Origin of the sequence: Methylotenera sp. (assembly GCF_030653755.1) — a bacterium.
Classification (GTDB): domain Bacteria; phylum Pseudomonadota; class Gammaproteobacteria; order Burkholderiales; family Methylophilaceae; genus Methylotenera.
Genome location: NZ_JAURYU010000041.1, coordinates 52,213 through 78,447 on the forward strand (window position 1 = coordinate 52,213; position 26,235 = coordinate 78,447).

Consider the following 26,235-nt stretch of genomic DNA (forward strand, 5'->3'; position numbering starts at 1 on the left):
AATTAAATGAGTTTTAGAATCACACTTGATGTGTCAAAATTGGCGTTATTATGAAAAACAATTTAAATTCACCCCTCCCGATCTCTGTTACTTGTCCTGCATGCGGCATGCTTTGTGATGACTTATCACTCAACGACATAACACCGGTATCAATTAAAAACGGTTGCGCCAAAAGCATTGCATTTTTTGAGCAATCTTTTAAATCAAGCAACGAAAGTGCCTGTACGCCAAGCTTATCTGGCAAGCCAACCGATTTAAACACTGCGATTAAAGCAGCCGCGGAAATCTTAGCAAAAAGTCAAGCACCGCTCTTTGCTGGACTCGGCACTGAGGTACAAGGCATGCGCGCCATCATGCGCCTAGCCGCAAAAAGCAATGCAAGCTTAGATCATATGCATAGCGAGTCAACCGTGCGCAACACGCTCACTATGCAAAACGGTGGTTGGCTAACAACGACGCTCTCAGAAATTAAAAATCGTGCTGATGTGATTTTAGCCATCGGGACAGATATTGCTAGTAGTCACCCACGTTTCTTCGAGAAGCTGGTATGGGACTCAACCAGCCTTTTCAGCAAACCGACACCTGAAGTCATTTACTTAGGTGTGCCTGAAGAAAAAGCTAAAGCAGGCACTTCACCTGACGGCAAACAGGCAAGCGTAATCGGCAACGACACTAGCAAAGTGCCTGAAATCATCAACGCACTTAATGCCATGTTAATCAATAAAAAAATTAACGCAGAAACTATTGGCGGCATTTCAGTAGCTACGCTTCAGGCATTAATAGAAAAACTAAAAGCGGCTCAATATGCAGTGATTGTATGGTCTGCAAGTAGCTTTAAATTCAGTCATGCAGAACTCACGATTCAAAGCATCGTGCAACTCATTAACCAGCTCAACGAAACAACCCGTGCTGCTGGCCTGCCACTCAACTCTGGTGATGGTGATTCTTCAGTGAACAATACAAGTGCGTGGTTAAGTGGATATCCAACCAGAAATCGCTTCGTAAATGGCAAACCAGAGTATGACAATTATCACTTCTCAACACAAAAGCAACTACAAAACAGTGATGCGTTGCTATGGGTCAGCACATTTAACCCAGTGAGCCCACCCCAAACAACATTACCTAACATCGTGATTGGGCACCCTGACACCAAATTTGATGGCACCCCTGATGTGTTTATTCCTGTTGGCATTCCTGGAGTTGACCATGCAGGCTCAATGTTCCGTATGGACAGCTCCATCACGCTACCATTAAAAAAATTACGCAATAATGAATTACCCAACTTGAGTGAGGTAATAAATAGAATTGAGGCAGAATTAGCATGATCACTTTACTCAAGAATGGCAAAATCTACGACCCAGCTCACAACAAAGATGGCGTGGTAGAGGATATTTATATCTATCAAGGCCGCATCGTACCGAAACCACTCGATCACACAAAAGTCACCCAAACTTATGATCTAAGTGGCAAAGTAGTCATGGCTGGTGCTATTGACATGCACAGCCATATCGGTGGTGGTAAGGTCAACATTGCGCGTATGATGTTGCCCGAGTATCAACAAAAACAAATGCAGGAAATTAAAAACCTGAGCGAACCAGAAGCGCATATCTGCACGCCATATTGCAGCCATCACGCTACACCAACGGCTACAGATACTGGATTTAGATATATCGAAATGGGCTACACCGCCGCTTTTGAACCTGCAATTTCGCCTATCAACGCACGTCAGGCGCATTTGGAGATGGGCGACACCCCGATGATTGATAAGGGTGGCTATGCGATGCTGGGTAATGATGATTACTTTTTGCGTATGCTGGCGGCTAAAAAAGACCAAAAAGCCATTAACGATTATGTCGCTTGGATATTACATGCCACACAAGCCATTGGCATTAAAGTTGTGAATCCAGGTGGCATTAGTGCGTTTAAATTTAACCAACGCAGACTTAACTTAGATGAAAATCATCAACATTACCAAGTAAGCCCACGTGAAGTATTGCAAAGCCTAAGTCGCGCTGTGCATGAACTTGGTATTGCTAAACCTTTACACGTACATTGCAATAACTTAGGTGCAGCTGGTAACTTTGAAACCACACTTAACACCATGGGTGCAAGTAATGGCCTGCCTATGCACTTAACGCATATCCAGTTTCATAGCTATGGTACTGAGGGTGATAAAAAATTCTCATCAGCGGCGGCACAAATTGCAGAAGCACTCAATAAAAACAAAAACATCAGTGCTGACGTTGGTCAAATATTGTTTAATCAAACAGTCACCGCTTCTGGCGACTCTATGATGCAGCACTTGAATGCTAAGCATGCCAATCCTAAAAAATCTGTGATTATGGATATTGAGTGTGATGCGGGCTGTGGTGTATTGCCATTTAAATATCGCGACCAAAACTACGTGAATGCATTGCAATGGGCAATCGGCTTGGAGATTTTCTTATCAGTTGAAGATCCATGGCGTATTTTCTTAACCACAGACCATCCGAACGGTGCACCGTTTACTAGCTACCCGCATCTGATTCGTTTACTGATGGACAAAACCTTTAGAAACGAAGCGTTTGCAAAACTGAACCTAGATGCACAATCAATGAGCAACCTCACCAGCTTAAATCGTGAATATAGCTTATACGAAATCGCCATTATGACGCGTGCTGGTGCAAGTAAACTAATTGGCCTAAACGACCGCGGTCATTTAGGTGTGGGAGCGAACGCAGACATTACGGTTTACACAGACCAAGAGAATCGCGAGGCTATGTTTGCCAAACCCGATTACGTATTCAAAAATGGTGAGTTAGTCGTTAAAAATGGTACCGTTGTTAAAGTGGTATGGGGCGCTACGCATACCGCAAAACCAGCGTTTGACATTGGTGTAGAAAAAGACCTAAAAGACTATTTCGACCGTTATCAAACTATAGGCTTAGACAACTTCAAAATTAGCGATGCCGAGATTTTTGATGACGGCAGAGGCAGTGTTGTCGTGAACAAGAACTAACAAGCTAACTTACTGAAAAGGAACGATATGAGTAGGTTATATGGCGAGCAACACCGTCAATTGCAAGATGAGTTTGCCACGCGAAAAATGGCAGACCGCGTTGAGGAGTTGGCTTGTAAAACTGAGTTTGATGAAGAGTCAAAAGGCTTTATCGAACACATGGACATGTTCTTCTTATCAACAGTAGACCATCAAGGCCGCCCTACGGTGTCTTACAAAGGTGGTGATGCTGGTTTTGTGAAAGTAATTGATAGTAAAACCTTAGCTTTTCCGAGCTACGATGGCAATGGCATGTTCTTCTCTATGGGAAATATCAGTACGCAGCCACAAGTTGGTTTGCTGTTTATCTCATTTGAAGCACCGCATCGCATCCGTGTACAAGGTAGTGCGACAATTTCTCGTACTGACCCGCTCATGGCTGAATACAAAGAAGCTGACTTTATTGTTCGTGTGACATTATCTGAGTTATGGCAAAATTGCCCGCGCTACATTCACCAGCGCACTAAAGTGCGTGATTCACGCTATGTGCCACGTGAGCATTGTGAAACACCGATTGCCGAATGGAAGCGCTTGGATTTGGTTCAAGATATACTGCCAGAAGCTGATGTTACTAAAGTAAAAGAACTAGGTACCATTCAAATTGAAGAATGGATTGATAAAATTAAAACTGCTGACCCTACGGCTTAAATGATGATGTTGCTAAATACTATACAAATTGACGATACTTTTGCCGAAGCTTTTAACATGCGCGGCACACGCGTAATTATTACCGCGCAAAACCTAAAATGGGCATATCATGCCGCCAACGCCATGACTGGCTTTGCAACCTCAGTGATTGGCTGTGGTGTTGAGGCTGGTATTGAACGTGAGCTAAGGACCGAAGAAACGCCAGATGGCAGACCGGGCGTAAGTATTCTTATGTTTGCAATGGGTAGCAAAGTGCTCATGCAACAACTAGAAACTCGGATGGGCCAATGTATTTTGACTTGTCCGACTGCTGCTGCTTTTTCAGGTATTGATGGCGAAGATAAAATCAGTCTAGGCAAACACCTACGCTATTTTGGTGATGGCTTTCAAACCTCTAAACTGATAGATGGAAAACGCTACTGGCGCATTCCAGTGATGGATGGTGAGTTTATTACTGAAGAAACCACCGGCATGGTACGTGCAATTGGTGGTGGTAACTTTTTGATTCTCGCCACATCGCAACCAGCCGCCCTAGCTGCAGCCGAGGTTGCCATTGAAGCCATGAAAAAAGTACCTAACGTGATTATGCCGTTCCCTGGTGGCGTGGTGCGGTCTGGCTCTAAAGTCGGCAGTAAATATAAAACCATGTTTGCATCGACCAACGATGCATTCTGCCCTACGCTAAAAGGTGCTACCAATACCGAGCTTTCACCAGAAATTGAAAGCGTGATGGAAATTGTGATTGATGGTTTAACTTTTGAAGACATCGCACTCTCCATGAAAGTAGGTATTGAAGCGATTTGTAACCTAGGTGCCGAAAGTGGCGTTAAACGTATTTCAGCAGGTAACTATGGTGGCAAGCTTGGCCCTCATCTTTTCAAATTACATGATATTTTAAACGGCAGCAACTCATGAACGCGCTCACCTTTACATTAAAAAATACACTCAATTTTTCGGTTAATTGCAGTGTGTTAACCCCAAATAGTTTAGAAAACAAATCAATCACCGATATTGCAAATATTAAAGTAACTTATGGCAATAGCACTTTACTAGTCAGCGATTTATTTGAAGTAACAGGTAGCGACTCAGCGCATATTGTCTTTAAAAACCCATCAAATAAGATGGACTATATTGGCGCCAATATGTCTTCAGGAAAAATTACGATTGAAGGTAACGCTGGTGCTTATTTAGGTTTTACCATGAAAAGTGGTGAAATTCACTGTACTGGCAGTGTTGAAAGCTATGCCGCATGCAATATGGTAGGTGGTTTATTAACAATCGACGCTAACGTAGGCGACTTTTTAGGAGCAGGCTCCGAAGGTCTACGCAAAGGCATGCGTGGCGGCACGGTTATTATTAAAGGTAATGCTGGTGACCGTGTAGGTGACCAAATGCGTAGAGGCTTGATTTTGATTGAAGGCAATGCTGGCGACTACTGCGGTAGCCGCATGATTGCAGGTACGATTGGTGTATTAGGTAATGTTGGTGCGTATACCGCATTTAATATGCACCGTGGCACACTATTACTGAAAAATACACCAAGCCTACATGCTACAGTTCAAGACTGTGGCACACACACATTGCCATACCTGAGCTTATTATTTAAATCGTTTAAAAAACACAATACGCCATTTAGCCAATTAAGCTCGCAACGTGTGCAGCGCTTTGTGGGGGATGCTGCCTATAAAGGCAATGGTGAGATACTCATTCTAAATGCCTAGCATTTAATCTAAGTACAAGAACATGCTGATTCGCAATATGAAATTAGTTGAGCTTTATACTGAGCCGCTTGTCGTATCGTATCAATTAAACTCAATATTAAGTTAGTAAAGCATTTCTTTATCAAACTATGCGTAGATGCTGCACATTCAATCAGTTAAAAATTGCAATTTTAATTAGTTGCGCTTACTACGCACTAGCGTTATTAGGCGTATATCAAACGGTAAGTGCGCAAGGCATCGCGATTGTGTGGCTTGCAAATGCAGTTATTTTATCAGCGCTTCTGATACTTCCTTATCGCCAATGGCCGCTCATTTTAATGGGCACCTTACTCGCTGAAATTGCTGCTGACATCCCCACGTTTCCATTGTGGACTGCCGCGTCATTTGGATTTACAAATATACTGGAAGTCACACTTGCCGCCACACTCATTCGCCGTGTCAGTGGCGAAAACTTTGATTTTGATAAATTAAGACGAGGTGGCTATTTTTTACTATTTGGACCGTTAATTGCATGTGCTCTTGCAGGCTTAATCGGTGCAACTATTAATATAAAACTTGGAAATTCTGTCCTAGACTATTCAAAATTTTGGTTAGTTTGGTGGTTTGGCGATGCACTAGGCTTAATTCTATTGACACCAATGATCGTAGTCGTTTGGCGTTTATTAGAAAAAGGTATCCCTAAAATACCTAACAAAATTATTTTTGAAGCGACACTATTTTCATTAACGCTTATTTTCATAGGCATTTATGCATTTTCTGGAAAACATGAACAGCTACAGTTTCTGATTAGCCCACTGCTATTACTATCGTTAGGTATTTACGCTGCCATTAGATTCGGTGTACTAGGTGCTACTTTTACCGTGACTATTGTGGCTATGCTGGCAGTATATCAACTCACACGCGAGATATACCCATACTCAACTACATCTGTGCAACAAGCGGTATGGTTAACACAAGAATATTTAGCACTTATCTCGGTTGTTTCAGTTGGGCTGGCCATTCTTATGCGTGAAATTAACAACCAACGCCGAGCACTTGAAGAAAAAGAATATGCATTAAGAATGCATAACAGCACGTTAGAGTCGCATGTCTATGATCGCACCTTACTGCTTGAAAAGGCTAACAATGCTTTGCATGAAGCAAATATACAACTTGCACACATTGCCTCAGTTGATGAACTCACTGGTATAGCAAATCGCCAGCACTTTAGAACTGAAGCGCAACGTGAACTTAATCGTTTGAAACAGGATAATCAAACAGCATCGATGATTTTAATCGATTTAGATTACTTTAAACGGGTTAACGACACGTATGGTCATGGCGCAGGCGACTTTGTATTGCAGTCAATCGCAGAGCCCATCCGGCAATCACTTAGGCCAAAAGACCTACTTGGCAGAATGGGTGGTGAGGAATTTTTTATACTGCTCTCTGAAACAGACCTCAATAGCGCAACAAATATCGCAGAGCGCATACGTCTCGCGCTTGAAAGTTTAGTGTTAAATTACGATGGCAACCTCATAAAGATTACAGCAAGTATGGGCGTGGCTGAATTAAATAAGCATGAAAATTGGAGCAATCTAGAGGATCTGGATGATTTAACACGCCGCGCAGACCAAGCACTTTACCGTGCAAAAGAGCATGGTAGGAATTGTGTTGAGACCGCAACAGAATAGTCCATATAGAATGAGTGGCAAAACTCGTATAACTTATATGGATCTATTAGTTACTAGATTAAGTCTAGTAACTAATATTTACTGTTTTTAATTAAGTCCTGTTTCAGCTAAAAATCGATTAAAACATTCATTCACAATCACTTCAGCATTGATATCCACAGCCTTATAGTTTTAAGCCTTCCATTTTTCAAGAGGCATTTTGTTATTTGCTGAATTGGCACAACTGAAGGTTTTAATTGCATGCAACTTACCTTCCTTTTTCTCCAGCACGTTTACTTGTAGATGATAGTTCAAAGCATAATCTTGGCTAGTAAGAAAAGATACATAACCTAACTCCCATAATGGTGTATTCACCGCAATAGATAGCTCGCGATTATTTGGGGTAGATGGTTGCGCTTTAATAGTGAGGTAGTCAGACAGTTTTTTGGCAAGTGCTAAATCAGCACCTTTGCCTGCCGATACTACATAACTATCTGGTAAGGCTTGTTGTAAGTTCTGACTAAAAGACTGCATAATCTGCATATTAGCTTGCATTTGTTGTGCATTTACAGCACCAGCACCACTACCTACAGCGCTGGAAATCACTGATGCAACCACAAAATTTCCCATCGCCTGTGCTTTTGTTCTTTCTGAAAGTTCTGCGGGTTTTGTAATCGGTGCAACTGCGACATAACTATTTAATATAGCGTCACTTAATGTACTTTTAGGTGTGACGGACGTTGTCGAACAAGCTGATATGCCAACCGCAAGTGATGCAGATATTACAAGGGCTAAAGCTGATTTTTGCATCGTTAGTTAATTCCTAAGTTTACGTTAAAAATAATGAGATAAAACTGCTCAACTTTATTCTTCAAGTTTATATTGCTGTTTGGTTTTAAAATTTAGGCGTCATGGCAATCAGCGATCATCTTTAATGCATCAAGATATGTTGTTTAATAAACATCATGATATTTTTCAGGGATGATATACGACACGATTGCTTCAGAGTTAATTAAGGCTTTGAGTTAACAATTGTTTACAATAAAAGTGTATTTAAATTAACCATAGGCTGATTTAAATGAAATACTGATACCACAAGTTTGATAGCACTGAGACATTGATGTAGATAAACATTGTTTTATAAAATCATCTGTTAAAATAGCGTATTACATATCACTGCAACTGTCATGCCTAAGTACTTAACCGCTGCCCTTTACAAATTTGTTAGCTTGCCTGAATATCAAGCTTTGCAAGCCCCTATTCTTGCTGCTTGCAAAATTCACCATATCAAAGGCACGTTGCTGCTAGCAGAAGAAGGCATTAATGGCACCATAGCAGGCTTATCAGATCACATTCATCTTCTACTGAACTATCTACGCACAGACCCATTATTTGCAGGTAAATTTTCAGATTTAGAACATAAAGAGTCTTTTGCCGATGAACATCCGTTTTATCGCATGAAGGTAAAACTGAAGAAAGAAATTGTTACGCTTGGTGTGCCTGGCGTCAGCCCTACTAAGAAAGTAGGGACTTATGTGAAACCTGAAGACTGGAATGCCCTGATTTCAGATCCTGATGTTGTATTAATTGACACTCGCAATGACTACGAAGTAGATATTGGAACATTCAAAGGGGCCATTGACCCCAAAACAACCACTTTCCGTGAGTTTCCAGAATATGTAGCCAAAAACTTTGATAAAACCAAACATAAAAAAGTCGCCATGTTCTGCACAGGCGGGATTCGTTGCGAAAAAGCATCTTCTTATATGCTGGACCAAGGTTTTGATGAGGTCTATCACTTACAAGGTGGAATATTAAAGTATCTGGAAACGGTGCCAGAAGAGCAAAGCATGTGGCAAGGTGAATGCTTTGTATTTGATCAACGTGTCGCTGTAAAACATAACTTAGAAGTTGGGAATTTTGATCAGTGCTATGCCTGTCGGCACCCGCTATCGCCTGCTGAAATGAAAAGTGAACAATACGTTGCTGGTATTTCCTGCCCTCATTGTTACGATAAAGTATCTGAGGAAAAGCGCGTAAGATTATCAGAAAGACAAAAACAAGTTGCCTTAGCAAAACAGCGTGGCGAAACGCATATTGGTGAAAAACAAAAATAAATGAGTACTGCTCGTGAAAAAGAAGCAGTCAGCGCCTACTTCAAGTTACTTGAGAAAAAAGGCGCAAAAGGTGGCATGCTTTATAAGCGCTCGTTGTTTTTAGATCAGTTTATTCCCTTACTAAAAAATCAGCCGCTTGAACGCACAAGCTATACTAAAGCGATTGAAAAAGTAATCAAAACGATTCCTGCGGATATCTGGCATGACAGCCTGAATACAGCTAGAGAGTTCTTCCCATTTTGGATGCAAGATATCAAAGCAATTGCAGCGTTCAGCCGGCAAGGTGGTTTTGATATACAGCCACTTAAATGGCAGCCTCTACCTACCTCACTAAAAACACTCACTGATCAATTAAAAACTGCGAAATTCGACATCACAGAAACCAGGCATTTGCACACTTATTCTCAGGCGTTGAAAGACAAAGGTGCAAATAAACAACTACTAGATAATAGGCTAAACCTTGCTAAAATATTAATTTTACAATTAAGAGGCGCGCCAACTGATGATGCAAGGATTTACCGTGTTGCTGTTGATGTGACGTTACCTTTATTTAAAATTGATGAGAACAAGCAGTTATTTTTATTAGTCATCCGTGAGTTTTATCAATATTGGATAGAAAATCCTGATAAGAATCTGGGCCCCAATCAGGGAGTAGAAGTAACATTTATTGAATGAGTTAATCATGTCTGACCTATCAATGCTACCAGCAGATCTTGTCGTACCAACCGATGACAACGCGGCACAACATCTCGAAGGAATATGCCTACCACCCCTACATTGACAGGCACAGACAAGGTTAATATTAATTTAGGTAAGCTAATGGGTAGATATGTTATATACATTTACCCGATGACAGGACGTCCAGAGACGCCCTTGCCTGATGGCTGGGATCAAATACCTGGAGCACGCGGCTGCACACCACAATCCTGTGCATTTCGCGACCATTATGCTGAGTTACAAGCACTTAATGTCAATGTATTCGGTCTTAGTAGCCAATCAACAGAACACCAACTTGAAGCCCGCAATCGGTTACACCTTCCATTTCAGTTATTAAGCGACCATACACTCCAACTGAGAGATCAACTCAAGCTACCAATCTTTTCAGTACTCGGCATGACGTTGTACAAACGTTTAACCATGATTATTAACAATGGACAGATTGAAAAAGTGTTTTACCCTGTTTTTCCGCCAGATCGCAATGCTGATGATGTGATCACTTGGTTGCATGCCCATCCGTTAGCTATTAAATAGAAAGTTCCATAACTCTGTGCTAGCATGGAACTAAGCATTATCTCAACTGCATCAAAATCAATGAAGTGAAATTAACGTGCACAACACACTCCGCATTGCCACTTTCAACATCCATAAAGGATTAACGCATTTTAATACCAGTTTCTCGTTACATCAGCAGCGTGACTTATTACGTAAACTACACGCAGATGTTGTGTTTCTACAAGAGGTCCGCGATGTGCACAATGAACATAGCAAACGTTTTGATGCTTGGCCAACTGCTGGGCAAATCGAGTTTTTAGCGGATTCCGTATGGAAAGATTACGCTTATGGCAAAAATTCGGTGTACCCCGCTGGCCATCATGGCAATGCTTTATTGTCTAAATTTCCGATTATCAAAACAACGAATATCGACATTTCTGCACACAGCACAGAGGAACGTGGCATGCTGCATACCGAAATCAGTATACCAAATTGGAATGAGCCCTTACACACCATCTGTGTACATTTAGGCTTATTTGCAAGGTGGCGTAAACAGCAACTTATGGTGATTAAAGATTATATTCAACAACATATTCCCTTACATTCTCCATTAATTGTTGCAGGTGATTTTAACGATTGGGGCATGCGCTCTGGCAAAGACTTTGCACATCAAGTTGGGTTACAGGAGGTGTTTGATCATCATACTGGCAAGCCAGCACGCAGCTTTCCATCTTGGCTACCAATTCTCAGGTTGGATCGTATTTATACGCGTGGGTTTAAAATTCAGCATGTAGAAGTTCACTCTGGTGCGCATTTTGTTAAACTATCTGACCACGCAATGTTGTCTGCAACCTTAATCAAAGGTCATTAAGCATTATGTATTTCATCAGCGGAAATCATATTCAGCTGTTACGAAGCGGTGTTGAGTACTTTCCTGCCCTAGAGCATGCAATTGACAATGCACAACACAGCATCTATTTACAAACCTATATTTACGAAGCAGATGAAGTAGGGACACGTATTGCTAATGCCATGATTAACGCTGTGAACCGCAGAGTTTCAGTGCACTTACTGATTGATGGGTTCGGCTCAAAAATGTTACCAAAGCCGTACATTGAATCTCTAAGAACCGCTGGCATTAATGTCATGGTTTATCGCCAAAAGGTATCGCCATGGACGTTTAAGAAAAACCGACTCCGCAGACTGCATCAAAAAGTAGCCGTCATAGACGATATAGTCGCATTTGTTGGCGGAATAAACATTATTGATGACCATAATGTACCGCATCAAACTGCGCCTAGAATTGATTACGCTGTCTGCGTACAAGGTGCCTTACTACCTATTATTTCCAATAACGTGAAAAAACTATGGCAACGTTTGGCATGGCTACACTTTCATAGCAAACCCATATTGACCCCTAACCCTCGGACGCCAACGCACTATACAAAAGTAAGCATTAAGGCTGCTTTTGTAACGCGTGACAACATATTACACAGAAGTGATATTGAGACTGCTTATTTACGAGCCATTGAGAGTGCTAAACATGAAATCATTATTGCCAATGCTTATTTTATTCCTGGCCGAAGATTCCGTAAGGCGTTAATCAGCGCAGCTAAACGTGGTGTAAAAGTCAAACTACTGCTGCAAGGCCGCAAAGAATACTTTTTAATGTTTGCAACCCATGCTTTTTATCATGTTTTTTTGAAGAATGGCATTGAAATTTATGAATATCGAAAAAGTTTTATGCATAGCAAAGTCGCAGTGATTGACCAAGAATGGTCAACTGTAGGCTCATCAAATATCGACCCATTTAGCTTATTTTTAGCAAGAGAAGCCAATGTCTTTGTGAAAGATAAACATTTCTCCACGGCCCTGCATGAAGACATTCATACGGCTATTCATGATGGCGCTTATCAAATTAAAGTCAATGAGTGGGCCAAAGGCAATAGTGCAAAACGCTTTCTTTCTTGGATTGCATATGGCCTAGTACGTTTATTTTTAGGCATCATTGGTTACACCGATCAGCATTAAACGCAACACACCTCCCAACTTGCGTTATCTCAATTAATAATCTTTCTTAGCTATAAAATTTCATTGAACTTAATCTAGCGAGACTTGACCAATAAGGTCGAGTATTTATAAAAATAACTGCACATTAGCTGTATTGAACCTCTATACAGCCAACGATATGTAGCTTCTTGCAAAAATAAAACAAAGAAAGATCACTATGCAGCTTACAAGCTTAGCCATTAATCTTGCAGAGAATGGTAAATTTCCAGATAGCTTAATCCGATATGGTATTCGAAGGCTTTCTAAACAGCGCTTAGCTGAAATCAATGCAACTGATTGTGAAAAAAGTGCTGAAATACAATCCAAGTTTATTGAGGCAATGAACACAGCGCCACTTGCTCTAGTACCAGAGCTTGCTAACGCGCAACATTATGAGGTTCCATCTGATTTTTTTTCTTTATGCTTAGGTACACACAAAAAGTACAGTAGTTGCTTTTGGTTGCCAGAAACAAAATCTCTAACGGAAGCTGAGGCGAATGCTTTAGATTTAAGTTGTACACATGCAGATTTAAAAGACGGGCAAGCAATACTAGAGCTGGGTTGTGGCTGGGGTTCACTTACACTGTGGATGGCTGCTCGGTACCCTAACAGTAAAATCACAGCCGTTTCCAACTCAAACTCTCAGCGTGAATATATTGCAGCACGCGCAAAAGAAAGAGGTTTGAATAATATACGCGTGATTACATGCGATATGAATCGCTTTGATCCATCTGATTACGCTAATGAGCAGTTCCATCCAAAAAATGGCTTTGACCGAGTAGTGTCAGTTGAGATGTTTGAGCATATGCGTAATCACAAGGCCTTATATAAGAAGATTCATGATTGGCTAAGTCCTGGCGGTAAATTCTTTATGCATATTTTTGTACATAGAAGTACCCCCTATTTATTTGAGGTACAGGGTGATGATGACTGGATGAGCCAGTTTTTCTTTTCTGGCGGCATGATGCCCAGTGATGACTTACCATTGAGCTTTCAATCAGACCTACAATTAGTCAAACGATGGCGTTGGGATGGCACGCATTATGAAAAAACAGCCAATGCATGGCTTGAAAACATGGATAAGCATCACGACGAGATGACTGCCATACTAGAACATACATATGGAGCTGAGCAGATTGAGCAGTGGCGCAACCGTTGGCGCATCTTCTTTATGGCTTGTGCTGAGCTGTTTGGCTATAAAAATGGTCAGGAATGGTGGGTATCGCACTACCAATTTGAACGTCCATCTTAATATATTGCAAAGATAACGCATGCTAGTACTTAATTTTATTCTATTCCAAATTGCATGGTTTGCCTGTGTACTTGGCGCTGCGATGGCAAAGCCATGGTTAGGTGTTTTGATAACGGCAGTGATATTGGCTTGGCATTTATACCAATCGAAAAATCTGAGTAGCGAGCTAAAGTTACTTGTTTACACAGTCATGATTGGTGCTTTATTAGATCAGGCCTTGGTTTCATTTAACTTAGTCAATTACTTATATCATGGCTGGCATCAATCTATCGTACCAGTATGGATTTTGGCGCTTTGGTTAGCATTTGCGACTACGCTGAATATGAGTCTTAGATGGATGCAGACGCGATATTTCGTAGGCTTTATTTTTGGCATGATTGGTGGACCTTTAGCTTACCTAGCGGCGGAAAAATTAGGTGCAGTAACAATCACCAGCCAGTTATCTTTCGTTGTACTGGCAATTGGCTGGGCTATGATTACTCCCACCTTACTTTACATTGCTCGACGCATTAATGCTGTGAAGAGGTGATGAGATGCCTTTATTAGATATTTATTTAAACGGTTTGTGGGCAATGTTAGGATTTGGCTTATTCGGCTGGATATTCAGTGTTTTCAGAAACAACGTGACGCATGTTGATAGCATGTGGAGTTTGTTTTTTCTAGTTGCGGGTTTCGCCTATATTGAGTCGTTCAGCACAATAAGTGACAGAGGCATACTTATTTCGTGCTTAGTGATTATCTGGGCGTTACGTTTATGCATTTATTTAACATGGCGCAACTGGGGCCCGCATGAGGACCACCGCTACGCTGCAATACGTAAAAACAATGCACCGAATTTCAAATGGAGCAGCATCTATATCATATTTGGTTTACAAGCTGTATTGGCTTGGGTTATTTCATTACCAATTTTAGGCGGAGTCACTTCTACAACACCTTTAAATATTATCGATATGGTGGGCATACTATTCGCTATGTTTGGTATTGCTTGGGAAACGACAGCAGACTGGCAATTAAGCAGATTTAAGCGAAATGTCGCCAACAAGCATAAAGTACTTAATACTGGGGTTTGGCGTTACACCCGACACCCTAATTACTTTGGCGAAGCTTGTGTATGGTGGGGATTCTTCCTGATTGCACTTGCAGGCGGTGCTTGGTGGTCAATTATTTCAGCGATATTAATGACCCTATTACTACTTAAAGTGAGCGGTGTTGCACTCTTAGAAAAAGATATTGCAGAACGCCGTCCCGAATATCTGCGCTACATCAAAACAACTAATGCATTTATACCTGGTAAACCAAGAAATTAGCACCTACAAATATACGATAGCGCCTAAAAACCAATGAAACGAATACCTTTATTTAATCATATGCTGTTTACACTGCTACTCTTAGTAGTATCTAGCAGTGCCTATACCAAAGAATGGGCATTTGATGTGTACTTGGATAAAACCAAAATCGGCGAACACACATTCAAATTAAGTGAAGACAAAACGCTCACTAGCGAAGCAAAGTTTAATGTAAAAGTACTGTTTATTAATGCTTACCAGTACGACCATCAGGCAATAGAAAGTTGGGATAAAAATTGCATTAAAAGTTTAGAGGCCGACACCTTAGAAAACAAAATAAAAACGGTGGTGAAAGGACAGCGCAATGCTGACTATTTTGAAGTAAACAATGGAAAAGAGACCAAAAGCCTGCCCTTTTGCACCATGACATTTGCCTACTGGAACCAAAAAATATTAGAACAATCCAAGTTACTGAATCCACAAAATGCTGAGTTTCTAGATGTCTCATTTAAAAAATTCGGTAAAGCGATATTAGATGTCAAAGGCAAAGCAACAGAAACACTTCACTATAAACTGAACGGCAGTTTGGATGGGAAACCCAAGCTCAACATTGAGTTATGGTACACAACGGATCAACAGGAGTGGGTGGGCTTAAAATCAGTTACGCCTGAAGGCTATAACATTTATTACCAATTAAAATGAATTTCTATATGATTAATATCAGTAAAAGGCTTGTCATTATGTCTCTATTAACAGGCCTGATAAGTGCTTGTGCAAGTAAACAGCTAAATCCTATCGCTACAGTGCCTCAAGTAGATTTGCCTAAGTTCATGGGGGATTGGTATGTGATAGCTGCCATTCCAACCGCTATCGAGACAGAGTCTTACAATGCGATTGAAAGTTACAAAATTGATAAAGACGGCACTATTGCTACTACATTCACGTTTAATAAAGGCAGTCTAAACGGACCGCATAAAAAATATGAACCTCGTGGTTTTGTAGTGAAAGATACAGGTAACGCAACATGGGGCATGCAATTTGTTTGGCCTATTAAAGCTGAATACCTAATCGCTTACCTTGATGAAAATTACACACAAACTGTGATTGCACGAAATGCCAGAGATTATGTGTGGATTATGGCTAGATCTCCGAAGATAAGCAAAGATGACCAAAAAAAACTGACTGACTTTGTCAAAGATTTAGGTTATGACGTGAGTAAACTTAGACAAGTGCCTCACAACAATTAATACAGTTAAGTATCTACAGACATCAGCAAATAAATAGCAATCACTATGTTTAAAAAATTAATTTCGTGGTTTGATAATCAATCAGTCCAACTTCATGCGCCTAGAGATATTGTTAAAAACCAATGGCAAACGATTGATTGGTTACGCGTAATTCCTTTCATTTTGATTCATGTCGCATGCATTGCTGTTTTCTGGGTTGGAGTAAGTTGGTTTGCAGTTAGCTTTGCTATCGGGTTTTATTTAATTCGTATGTTTGCAATTACCGCTTTTTATCATCGCTACTTTTCACACAAAGCGTTCCGCACTACCCGTTTCTTTCAATTCATTTTGGCACTGATTGGTGCCACTGCAGTACAGCGTGGTCCTATTTGGTGGGCATCTCATCATCGACATCACCATTTGTATTCTGATGAATCTGAAGATGCTCACTCGCCTGTGCAACATGGCTTTTTATGGAGCCACATCGGATGGTTTCTATCATCGAAAAATTTTACAGCTCACCTAGAGAACGTCAAAGAATTGTCTAAATTTAGTGAACTTCGCTTTTTAGATCGTTTTGACGCTGTTATTCCCGTGTTGGTAGCAATCAGTATCTATTTATTAGGATATTGGCTAGAAAGTACCTACCCAAGCTTAAATACTAACGGGATGCAATTGCTCATTTGGGGATTTGCGATTTCGACAGTGGTGCTTTATCACGCAACATTTACCGTTAACTCACTGTCCCATGTCTGGGGAAAACGTCGTTATGCCACGTCTGATCAAAGTAGAAACAACTTTTGGATTGCATTAGCCACACTTGGTGAAGGTTGGCATAACAATCATCATCATTACCCAGGTTCTGCCAAGCAAGGATTTTACTGGTGGGAAGTAGATTTAACCTATTACGGCCTAAAGATATTGGCAATGTGTGGGTTGATATGGGATTTACGTATGGTACCTGCATCGATAAGAGAGTCTCGTAAAATTAAACAAGAATCCAAGATTTAATAGTCCTAATTAACACTTAACCAAATAAGACCTACGCGGTTTTTAGTTTAACCTCTTTGAAAGACCTCAGTTTGAAAATAGCGATTATAGGAAGCGGGATTGCAGGTAATACGATTGCACACCACCTGCATGCAAAACATGACATCACCGTATTTGAGGCTGAAAGTCATATTGGCGGCCATACTCATACGCATCAAATTCAGCATGAAGGTAAATCTGTCAATGTCGATACAGGTTTTATTGTATTTAATGATCGCACCTACCCTAACTTTATCAATTTATTGAATGAGCTAAACGTTGCGTGGCAACCGAGCAGCATGAGCTTTAGCGTACGCTGTGAAAACACAGGCCTAGAATATAACGGTACTAGCCTGAATAGCCTGTTTGCACAACGTATTAATCTATTCAAACCTTCGTTCCACCGCATGATTCGTGACATTTTACGATTCAATAAAACATCACTGGAGCTATTGGATGATGGAAATGAAATAAAACTTGGTGACTACTTAAGACAAGGCAACTATAGCCAACAATTTATAGATCAGTATATTGTGCCAATGGGTGCAGCTATCTGGTCAACCGATGCAAAACAAATGCTTTCGTTTCCGGCGCGTTTTTTTGTACGATTTTTTCATCACCATGGCATGTTAACCGTCAATGATAGACCTCAATGGCGCACTATTTCAGGTGGGTCAGCCAGTTATGTATATGCATTAACGGCACCGTTTAAGCATAAAATCAGGCTCAACACACCAGTAGAAAGTGTACGCCGCTTAAAAACGTCCGTGCGTGTAAAACCAATCAATGGTGAAGAGGAAAAATTTGATTTTGTCTTTTTTGCGTGTCATAGCGACCAAGCACTGAAGATGCTATTAGATAAAACAGCAGAGGAAACACAAATACTTGGTGCAATCCCCTATCAAGAGAACACCATATTTTTACACCATGACACCAATCTGATGCCAAAAAGAAAACTTGCATGGGCAGCATGGAATTATCACGTGACTAACCTAGCATCAAACAAGGTTGCGGTGACTTACAACATGAACATACTGCAAGGTTTGCAATCCGTAGAGCCTTTATTGGTGACACTCAACCATACCCATGATATTCATCCAGACAAAGTGATTAAACGCTTAACCTATATGCACCCTGTCTATACCCTAGCAGGTGCCGCTGCACAGGCAAGACATGATGAGATAAGTGGCGTAAACCGCACTGCTTATGCTGGTGCTTATTGGCGAAATGGTTTTCATGAAGACGGTGTGGTGAGCGCGTTAGAAGCACTCAAGCATTTTGAGCAGTACATCAATGCATCTAAATAAATTATCTAGTAGTGCTATTTATGAGGGTTGGGTATCTCACAAGCGCTTCAAGCCCAAGGCCCATGGCTTTGGCTATCAGGTATTTATGATGTTTTTAAACTTAGATGACCTGCCATCATTATTTAAAAACAATACGTTTTGGTCTTTTGAGTCTAGAAATTTTGCATGGTTTAAACGTGCCGACTATTTTGGGGATCCAAACAAATTACTAAAAGACGAAATCAGCCAATTCGTTGAGGTCAACACAGGAAAAAAGCCAAATGGTCCAATCTGCATGTTAACGAATATGCGTTATTTTGGTTATTGTTTTAACCCCGTCACATTTTATTACTGTTTTGAAGATGACGGAGAAACATTACAGGCAGTTGTAAGCCACATTACCAATACGCCTTGGAATGAATCATTTGCCTATGTGCATGATTACTCAAAAAACAGAACTGTAAAATTTACAAACAATGGCGAACTTTCTATTTTTAAGTTTAGTAAAGCATTTCATGTGTCGCCATTTATGCCAATGAATATTGATTATGACTGGGCGTTTCAACTAGAAGAAGAACAATTGCATATACACATGAAAAATCTTCAAGACGAACATCTAATCTTTAATGCCACACTGTCGCTAACTCGAACAGAACTTACCCCGTATAAACTCAATATACTGCTCATCAAATACCCGTTGATGACAATTAAAGTAGTACTAGCCATTTATTGGAACGCATTAAAACTGTGGCTGAAACGATTACCGTTTCATTCACATCCGAACTCAACCCATCAACCTTGATGCTCTAAAAATTCATGACAACACCCACCCTACAACAAGAAAAACTAACTACCAGCCTACGCCCAAAGAATCGGGCAAAGTGGGTTGCTGATTTAGCAAAACATAAAATTCTGCAACGACTGAAGCATTTGCATACAGGTCAATTAACCTTGATAGATGGTGAAGAAATTCACAGCTTTGGCCAAGCATCCACTGAGTTGCATGCGGTGATTAAGGTTCATGATAGTCGATTTTATGGTGAAATTGCTTTTGGCGGCAGTATCGGTGCTGGTGAAGCTTATATGCTAGGCTACTGGACCACGGATCACCTCACTGAATTGGTCAGGATTATGTGTATCAATCAATCAGTGATGGATGCACTAGAAGGTGGCTACCAATGGTTGACCAGGCCGATTCTCAAGGTATTACATTGGCTAAATAGCAATACGACAGAAGGTAGTCGTAAAAATATTGCAGCACATTATGACTTAGGCAATGAGTTGTTTCAGTTATTTTTAGATCCAACGATGATGTACTCCAGCGCGATATTTAATCACCAAACACAGACATTACAACAGGCATCTGAATTAAAACTAAAAACCATTTGCGATAAACTCGATTTAAAACCAACTGACCACGTGGTTGAAATTGGGACTGGCTGGGGTGGTTTTGCGATTTATGCGGCAAAGCATTACGGTTGCAAAATCACGACAACTACGATCTCTAAGCAACAATATGCGCTAGCAAAATTGCGCGTGGAAGCGGCTGGGCTTAGTGACAAAATCACATTATTACTTGAAGATTATCGCCATTTAGATGGTGTGTTTGATAAATTAGTCTCCATTGAAATGATTGAGGCAGTTGGACATCAGTTTTATGACACTTACTTTGCAAAAGTAGGTGCATTACTCAAACCTGACGGGCTTGCCTTGATTCAGGCAATTACGATCACCGATCAACGTTACGAGTCGGCTAAATCTTCAGTAGACTTTATTCAACGCTATATTTTCCCAGGCTCGTGCATCCCATCTAACACTGCTATGCTTAATAGCATTACGCGGATGAGTGATATGAGATTAATTGATCTTGAAGATATTGGTCCACACTATGCAACGACACTGAGCATGTGGCGGATGAATTTCTTTAAAAATATCAACCAAGTACGTGCATTAGGTTACTCAGAAGAATTCATCAAAATGTGGGAGTTCTATTTCTGCTACTGTGAAGGTGGCTTTATCGAACGCGCCCTAGGCGATGTCCACCTATTGTTAGCCAAGCCAAATAATAAAAGAGACACGCTCACACTAAAAGACTAGAACTAGTATTCAGCGCTTCTTAGTTACCTGACTTGATAGTAGTCTGACTTGCGCTGCCTTTATGGTTTAAAATTGCGGTCAACTTGCTAATACGCTATTTGGCCTTAATTTAAATCGATATTAAAACGCATGTCAGACAACAGCACACCTCATTCAGGCAACGAAGATAGCACCATCCCTGCAGAACTAACATGGGTAGATGGTTTACCCTACTCATCCAAGTTTCAAGATGTTTATTTTTCTAGTGATAACGGCTTATTAGAAACGGAATATGTTTTTTTACAAGGAAACGACTTATCTACACGCTGGCAACAGGTTGATATAAAAAACTTTACCATTATTGAAACTGGGTTTGGCACAGGCTTAAACTTTTTATGTGCGGCTAAGCTATGGCTTGCAACAGCACCGGAGCATGCGGTATTGCATTTTGTTAGCGTAGAGAAATACCCACTTAGCTTGAGTGATATCTCAACCGCGTTAGCATTGTGGCCAGAACTCTCTGAATTAAGTACTCCTCTGATTCATCAATACGAGTCCTTGATGAATACAACATCTATTAGCCTGTACAACCATAGAATCCAACTGTCTGTATATACAGGCGATGCCACCGAACAATTAGCACGCATCACTCATGTTGCTGATGCTTGGTTTCTGGATGGTTTCTCTCCTGCTAAGAACCCAGAGATGTGGCACAGCGGCTTGTTCTCAGAAATGGCAAAACATGCCAAACGCTCAACCACATTCGCAACATTTACCAGTGCTGGAGATGTAAGGCGAGACTTAATCAACGCAGGTTTTAAGGTAAACAAGCGCACAGGGTTTGGTAAAAAACGTGAAATGCTTTGTGGGGAATTCATAGGTAAGCCACATGACTAATAGTGCAATTGTAATTGGTGGTGGCATAGCTGGCTGTAGCAGTGCTTATGGACTCGCTAAACAAGGCATTAAAGTCACGCTCATTGAGCGTAATTCAGAAATTGCCAGTGCTGCCTCAGGCAATCCGCTCGCGATGTTATACCCACGCTTAAGTGGTGATGATCTAAGTAGCCAATTTGCGTTGGATAGCTACCTATATAGCTTAGCGTTTTATCAATCTCTTAATCTGCCTGCCTCTGACTTTTCGATGTGTGGCATGTTGCAACTTGGGTTTAACGCTAGGGAGCTATCGCGCATTAAAAAAGTGGCCACGCGCAATTACCCAGCAAGCGTATTTCATTATGTGTCGCATGCCGAAGCTAGCGCCATCGCTGGCATCCCGATTGACCATGACGCATTATATTTCCCAACCGCGGCGTGGATACAACCAAAAAACCTATGTAAGCATTTAACCCAGCACCCAAACATTACGATTATCAATACACATCTAGTCAGTCAATTTATTAAACAAGCGTACGGTTTTGAGGTTTACAGTCAGAAACAATTACTAGCAACCGCAGATGTACTGATCATTGCGAATGCTAACGATGCACAAATACTATTGCCTGATCTACCGCTAAACACTAAAGCAGTACGTGGTCAGGTGAGTGTGCTGGATTCAACGATTAATAGCCGCAAAGTGAACACCATTATTTGCAGCGATGGCTACTTAAGCCCATCCGCTTATACCGCACAATCTCATTGCTTAGGAGCCTCATTTTCTGACACAGAAAACACCCTAGCCGAACCGCTTGATTTAACACTGGCAAAGGCAGACCATATTTCTAACTTAAATAAACTCAACAACATCTCACCAGCACTCTATCAGGACTTGAAACAAAACCTGACTGGGGGTCGCGTTTCTTACCGATGTTCCACCAGCGACTACTGGCCGTTAGTGGGTGAATTAATCGATGGTGCTAATCTCACAAAAAACCCTGTAAGACCAAGTGCATCGACTGAATCACTACCATGGGTATCAGGTTTATATATCAATGCAGCACACGGTAGCAAAGGGTTCACCAGTGCGCCATTATGTGCAGAGCTACTAGCAAGTATTATTTGCCATCAGCCTTTACCCGTTAGCAATGAACTGGCTTACCAACTTAACCCCAATCGATTCTTGCTCAAAACGTTAGGATTAAAGAAATTGGCAAAAACCATCGCCTCTCAGCATAAAATTTCAGGTTAAAATGAGTCTATGGCGCAATCTTATTATCTAGCAGCAGTTCAACATCATCGTGTAGGCCAATTAACAGAAGCAGAGTCGCTTTACCAACAAGTGCTGTCTAAGCAACCGAACCATGCTGATGCACACCATATGCTAGGCCTTGTGTATTATCAAACCAATCGGGCTGCACTCGCGGTGTCACATATTGAACAAGCGCTCGCCATTAGTCCTAAACAGGTGGAATATTTAAACCACTACGGTTTAGCATTACGCGAAAACGGCCAAGTTGATGCTGCTATCAAAAGTTTTCAACAAGCGATTTTATTGCAGCCTAAAGACCTAGACATCCAACTTAACCTTGGCAACACAATGCTGGCTGCTAACCGGTTAGAAGAAGCTGCAGGCTACTACCGGCGTGTATTAAGAGTGAGACCAAAAGCTGATGACATACGTGAGGCACTTTGTCACTGCTTATCATCACTGGGGAATCAAGCACATGCACTTGGCAATTTCATTCAAGCGGAAGCCTGCTTTCAGGAAGCCTTACTATTTAACCCACAAGATGCGGCACTGCTATATAACCTAGGTAACGCACAACGCGAGTTAGGTAAACCGAATGACGCCGCCAAGCAATACCAAAAAGCAATCCAACTGGCGCCTAATGATGCCGATACGCATAACAACTTAGGTAACGTACAGCGCGAATTAGGCCAGTTAGATTTAGCCGTAGCAAGTTATCAAACAGCGCTCACACTCAACCCTAAGCTACATCATGCAAAAGTGCATTTGGTTCACCAAAAGCAACATATGTGTAATTGGCAGGGGCTAGAAGAGGATATTCAACAGATTCGCAAGTGGGTAAAGCATGAGCCAAGCGCTCAAATATCCCCCTTTGCCTTTTTAGCGATGCCTTCTACCACCGCAGAAGAACAAAAGGTTTGTGCTAGCAACTGGGTCAATAATCGCTATGCCCAACTGATTCAACTTGGCAAACAGCTAAATTTTACGCATACAGCGGTCTCTAACAAGAAAATTAAAATAGGTTATTTATCAGCAGACTTTAGATTACACCCGCTAGCCTTTCTAATCAGTGAGCTGATTGAGCTACACGATAAAAGCCAATTTGAAATCCACGCTTTTTCTTATGGCATTAATGATAAAACCAACGCAAGAGCAAGGCTCGAAAAAGCGTTTAATCAATTTCATGACATTCGCTCACTTACTGAAATAGATGCCGCAAAGAAAATACATAGTTATGGCATCGACATTTTGGTGGATTTAACTGGTTTTACACAAACTAGCCGAAGTGGTATTGCAACACTCCGCCCAGCAAAAATCAACGTCAACTGGTTAGGATTTCCAGGCACAATGGGGGAAGTTCGTCTTAATCATGAACCAAGCACACCACTATTCGATTATCTATTAACAGATGCCTTCATTACACCGCCCACATCAGCAGGCTATTATGCTGAAAAACTAGCCTTACTACCCCAATGCTACCAACCGAACGACCGTAAACGCCCAGTAGGCAAAACACCCTCACGTCAAGAATGTCAGCTTCCTGAAGATACATTTGTACTATGTAGCTTTAACCAATCATTTAAAATCACACCCGATGTTTTTAGTGTGTGGATGCGCCTGCTCTCAACACAAACCAATAGCGTGCTCTGGCTGTTAGATTGCAACACTTGGGCTAAACAAAATTTATTGCGTGAAGCTAAAACTAGAGGCATTGAAGCTGAGCGCATTATTTTTGCACCAAGAGTTACTTTAGCAGACCACCTAGCAAGACATGCGCATGCTGATTTATTTTTAGATACCCAACCATACAACGCACATACAACTTGTAGCGATGCCTTATGGATGGGTGTGCCAGTATTAACGTGTGTAGGTGACACATTTGCATCACGTGTCGCAAGCAGTTTGCTGCATGCTGCTGGCTTAACGCAACTCATCACTTACTCGCTAGAAGCTTATGAAAATACAGCAATGAGCCTCATGCAGAATAAAGACACGCTGACGAGTATTAAAGAAAAACTAAGCACTGAAAATATGACATCGCCTTTATTTGACACAGCCAAGTTTGCAGAATCGCTTGAAAAAACATATCGAGCGATGTTGAAACAGCATGCTAAATAACCCATATTGGCAGGCTGAATAAAGCAGCACAACTAGCTAATGAGTTCAATTAAAATTATGCTAAAGTCTTTAATATGTGCAAATGCACTAAATGATAAAAACAACAAATTTGAGAACATTCAGGACACAATCATGGCAGCAATCGACATCACCCCTGTATTGAAGTTTATGCTGGACAAAGGTGGCTCAGACTTATTCTTCAGCACAGGGACCAGTATTCACATAGAAGTTGAAGGTGAAACTACACCCATCAACTCACAAATCATGAAGCCTGGCATGATCAAAGATATTGCTTACTCTCTGATGAACGCAGATCAGACTAAAGAGTTTGAATCAGAACTGGAGTCTAATTTTGCATTAGGTAAAAAAGATATCGGACGATTCCGCGTCAATGTATTTAAACAACGCGGTGAAGTCGGCATGGTGATTCGCCATATTAAAACTGAAATCCCATCTTTAGAAAGCCTAGGACTACCACCTGTGCTAAAAGATTTAATCACTCGCAAACGTGGACTTATTTTGATAGTTGGTGCAACGGGTTCTGGCAAATCAACCACACTTGCATCGATGATTGATTATCGTAATGAAACAAGCAATGGTCATATTTTAACGCTTGAAGACCCTATTGAATTTATTCACCCTCATAAAAAATCGGTAGTAGACCAACGTGAAATTGGCATTGATACGTTATCGTTTGAAAATGGCCTTAAGAATGCAATGCGCCAAGCACCTGATGTTATTTTGATTGGTGAAGTCCGTGATATGGATGGCATGAAAAACGCGCTTGCCTATGCTGAAACTGGCCATCTATGTCTAGCCACACTGCATGCTAACAATGCGAATCAAGCATTAGAGCGCGTTATTTCATTCTTTCCAGAAGATGGTAGAAATGGTTTACTGCTGGGAATGTCAATGAATCTAGTTGCTATCGTATCGCAACGCTTGATCCCAGGTAAGCAAAGTAAACGTGTAGCCGCCACTGAGGTTTTGATTAATACACCTTACATGGGTGAGTTGATACAAAAACAAAAAATGGGTGAAATCAAAGAAATCATGGCGGAACACGGCGACATTGGCATGCACACTTTTGATCAGTCCTTATTTAAACTACATGCCAATGGCAAAGTCGACGAAGATAATGCACTTGCCTACGCGGACTCTCGTAACGATTTATCACTGAAAATTCGCTTCGCAGCTGAGGGAACACGCAATGGGAATGGTGGTATCGGGCTGTAGTCAAAAAAGTTCGTTTCACATATATAGTTCAAATAGCCTGTATACATAAGGTATGGTTATCTGCTTCAGATAACCATACCAACAGAACATTAAACCTGAAACATTGCTCTTTATGCATTAACTATTACCAATACTCGTGAACGCATAATAAAATATTTCACC

25 protein-coding genes are annotated in these 26,235 nt (G+C 41.1%); 24 read left to right on the forward strand and 1 reads right to left on the reverse strand.

Going from position 1 to position 26,235, the window contains the following annotated elements:
* Nucleotides 1–50 precede the first annotated feature (50 nt).
* From Q7U33_RS07260 to Q7U33_RS07285, 6 genes are all read left to right on the forward strand, one after another.
* Nucleotides 51–1,325 carry a formylmethanofuran dehydrogenase gene (locus Q7U33_RS07260; protein WP_304859153.1) on the forward strand — a complete coding sequence of 425 codons (1,275 nt, stop codon included), beginning with the start codon at nucleotides 51–53 and terminating at the stop codon, nucleotides 1,323–1,325.
* A complete protein-coding gene (locus Q7U33_RS07265) occupies nucleotides 1,322–2,998 on the forward strand; it encodes a formylmethanofuran dehydrogenase subunit A (protein ID WP_304859156.1) in 1,677 nt (558 codons plus the stop codon). Before Q7U33_RS07260 ends, Q7U33_RS07265 begins: the two co-directional genes overlap by 4 nt.
* A gap of 27 nt (nucleotides 2,999–3,025) precedes the next feature.
* Nucleotides 3,026–3,685, forward strand: a complete 660-nt coding sequence (locus tag Q7U33_RS07270) for a pyridoxamine 5'-phosphate oxidase family protein (RefSeq protein ID WP_304859159.1) — start codon at nucleotides 3,026–3,028, stop codon at nucleotides 3,683–3,685.
* Between the two features lie 6 nt (nucleotides 3,686–3,691).
* The gene (gene fhcD, locus Q7U33_RS07275) at nucleotides 3,692–4,600 is read left to right on the forward strand and encodes a formylmethanofuran--tetrahydromethanopterin N-formyltransferase (protein WP_304859221.1); all 909 of its coding nucleotides are present in this window, start codon (nucleotides 3,692–3,694) and stop codon (nucleotides 4,598–4,600) included.
* Nucleotides 4,597–5,406: a formylmethanofuran dehydrogenase subunit C gene (locus tag Q7U33_RS07280; RefSeq protein ID WP_304859162.1), complete on the forward strand. Its 810-nt coding sequence runs from the start codon at nucleotides 4,597–4,599 to the stop codon at nucleotides 5,404–5,406. Before fhcD ends, Q7U33_RS07280 begins: the two co-directional genes overlap by 4 nt.
* Before the next feature lie 128 nt (nucleotides 5,407–5,534).
* Entirely contained in the window at nucleotides 5,535–7,079 is a 1,545-nt protein-coding gene (locus Q7U33_RS07285; RefSeq protein WP_304859165.1) for a diguanylate cyclase, read from the forward strand.
* Between the two features lie 171 nt (nucleotides 7,080–7,250).
* Here the strand turns inward: Q7U33_RS07285 and Q7U33_RS07290 are convergent, their stop codons facing one another.
* The gene (locus tag Q7U33_RS07290; RefSeq protein ID WP_304859167.1) at nucleotides 7,251–7,868 is read right to left on the reverse strand and encodes a hypothetical protein; all 618 of its coding nucleotides are present in this window, start codon (nucleotides 7,866–7,868) and stop codon (nucleotides 7,251–7,253) included.
* Nucleotides 7,869–8,245: 377 nt separating this feature from the next.
* On the opposite strand from Q7U33_RS07290, the gene Q7U33_RS07295 reads away from it, so the two are divergent.
* The 18 genes from Q7U33_RS07295 to Q7U33_RS07380 all read left to right on the forward strand — a co-directional run bounded on the left by Q7U33_RS07295 (nucleotide 8,246) and on the right by Q7U33_RS07380 (nucleotide 26,073).
* A complete protein-coding gene (locus tag Q7U33_RS07295; RefSeq protein ID WP_304859170.1) occupies nucleotides 8,246–9,175 on the forward strand; it encodes a rhodanese-related sulfurtransferase in 930 nt (309 codons plus the stop codon).
* Complete coding sequence (locus tag Q7U33_RS07300; protein ID WP_304859172.1) at nucleotides 9,176–9,850, forward strand: hypothetical protein; 675 nt, start codon at nucleotides 9,176–9,178, stop codon at nucleotides 9,848–9,850.
* A gap of 84 nt (nucleotides 9,851–9,934) precedes the next feature.
* A complete protein-coding gene (locus Q7U33_RS07305; RefSeq protein WP_370651997.1) occupies nucleotides 9,935–10,426 on the forward strand; it encodes a peroxiredoxin in 492 nt (163 codons plus the stop codon).
* Nucleotides 10,427–10,502: 76 nt separating this feature from the next.
* Entirely contained in the window at nucleotides 10,503–11,258 is a 756-nt protein-coding gene (locus tag Q7U33_RS07310) for an endonuclease/exonuclease/phosphatase family protein (RefSeq protein WP_304859175.1), read from the forward strand.
* Between the two features lie 5 nt (nucleotides 11,259–11,263).
* Nucleotides 11,264–12,418, forward strand: a complete 1,155-nt coding sequence (gene clsB / locus Q7U33_RS07315; protein ID WP_304859177.1) for a cardiolipin synthase ClsB — start codon at nucleotides 11,264–11,266, stop codon at nucleotides 12,416–12,418.
* A 196-nt stretch (nucleotides 12,419–12,614) separates the two neighbouring features.
* Nucleotides 12,615–13,688: a cyclopropane-fatty-acyl-phospholipid synthase family protein gene (locus tag Q7U33_RS07320; RefSeq protein WP_304859179.1), complete on the forward strand. Its 1,074-nt coding sequence runs from the start codon at nucleotides 12,615–12,617 to the stop codon at nucleotides 13,686–13,688.
* A 19-nt stretch (nucleotides 13,689–13,707) separates the two neighbouring features.
* Nucleotides 13,708–14,217: a DUF2878 domain-containing protein gene (locus Q7U33_RS07325; RefSeq protein WP_304859182.1), complete on the forward strand. Its 510-nt coding sequence runs from the start codon at nucleotides 13,708–13,710 to the stop codon at nucleotides 14,215–14,217.
* A gap of 4 nt (nucleotides 14,218–14,221) precedes the next feature.
* Nucleotides 14,222–14,995, forward strand: coding sequence for a DUF1295 domain-containing protein (locus Q7U33_RS07330; RefSeq protein WP_304859185.1), 774 nt, complete (start codon nucleotides 14,222–14,224; stop codon nucleotides 14,993–14,995).
* Nucleotides 14,996–15,028: 33 nt separating this feature from the next.
* Entirely contained in the window at nucleotides 15,029–15,676 is a 648-nt protein-coding gene (locus Q7U33_RS07335; protein ID WP_304859188.1) for a DUF6134 family protein, read from the forward strand.
* A 38-nt stretch (nucleotides 15,677–15,714) separates the two neighbouring features.
* Nucleotides 15,715–16,221, forward strand: a complete 507-nt coding sequence (locus Q7U33_RS07340; RefSeq protein WP_304859190.1) for a lipocalin family protein — start codon at nucleotides 15,715–15,717, stop codon at nucleotides 16,219–16,221.
* Between the two features lie 45 nt (nucleotides 16,222–16,266).
* Nucleotides 16,267–17,211 (forward strand): acyl-CoA desaturase, encoded by a 945-nt coding sequence (locus tag Q7U33_RS07345; protein WP_304859193.1) that lies wholly within the window; start codon nucleotides 16,267–16,269, stop codon nucleotides 17,209–17,211.
* 71 nt (nucleotides 17,212–17,282) lie between these two features.
* On the forward strand, nucleotides 17,283–18,536 hold the full coding sequence (locus tag Q7U33_RS07350; RefSeq protein WP_304859194.1) for an NAD(P)/FAD-dependent oxidoreductase: 1,254 nt from the start codon (nucleotides 17,283–17,285) through the stop codon (nucleotides 18,534–18,536).
* Nucleotides 18,523–19,317, forward strand: coding sequence for a DUF1365 domain-containing protein (locus Q7U33_RS07355; protein ID WP_304859196.1), 795 nt, complete (start codon nucleotides 18,523–18,525; stop codon nucleotides 19,315–19,317). The genes Q7U33_RS07350 and Q7U33_RS07355 overlap by 14 nt, the downstream gene beginning before the upstream one ends.
* A 14-nt stretch (nucleotides 19,318–19,331) precedes the next feature.
* A complete protein-coding gene (locus tag Q7U33_RS07360) occupies nucleotides 19,332–20,612 on the forward strand; it encodes a cyclopropane-fatty-acyl-phospholipid synthase family protein (protein ID WP_304859198.1) in 1,281 nt (426 codons plus the stop codon).
* Between the two features lie 129 nt (nucleotides 20,613–20,741).
* A complete protein-coding gene (gene mnmD / locus Q7U33_RS07365) occupies nucleotides 20,742–21,488 on the forward strand; it encodes a tRNA (5-methylaminomethyl-2-thiouridine)(34)-methyltransferase MnmD (protein WP_304859200.1) in 747 nt (248 codons plus the stop codon).
* Nucleotides 21,481–22,719, forward strand: coding sequence for an FAD-dependent 5-carboxymethylaminomethyl-2-thiouridine(34) oxidoreductase MnmC (mnmC, locus tag Q7U33_RS07370; RefSeq protein WP_304859201.1), 1,239 nt, complete (start codon nucleotides 21,481–21,483; stop codon nucleotides 22,717–22,719). Before mnmD ends, mnmC begins: the two co-directional genes overlap by 8 nt.
* 9 nt (nucleotides 22,720–22,728) lie before the next feature.
* The gene (locus Q7U33_RS07375; RefSeq protein WP_304859203.1) at nucleotides 22,729–24,837 is read left to right on the forward strand and encodes a tetratricopeptide repeat protein; all 2,109 of its coding nucleotides are present in this window, start codon (nucleotides 22,729–22,731) and stop codon (nucleotides 24,835–24,837) included.
* Nucleotides 24,838–24,969: 132 nt separating this feature from the next.
* On the forward strand, nucleotides 24,970–26,073 hold the full coding sequence (locus Q7U33_RS07380) for a PilT/PilU family type 4a pilus ATPase (RefSeq protein ID WP_304859205.1): 1,104 nt from the start codon (nucleotides 24,970–24,972) through the stop codon (nucleotides 26,071–26,073).
* The last annotated feature ends 162 nt before the right edge of the window (nucleotides 26,074–26,235 follow it).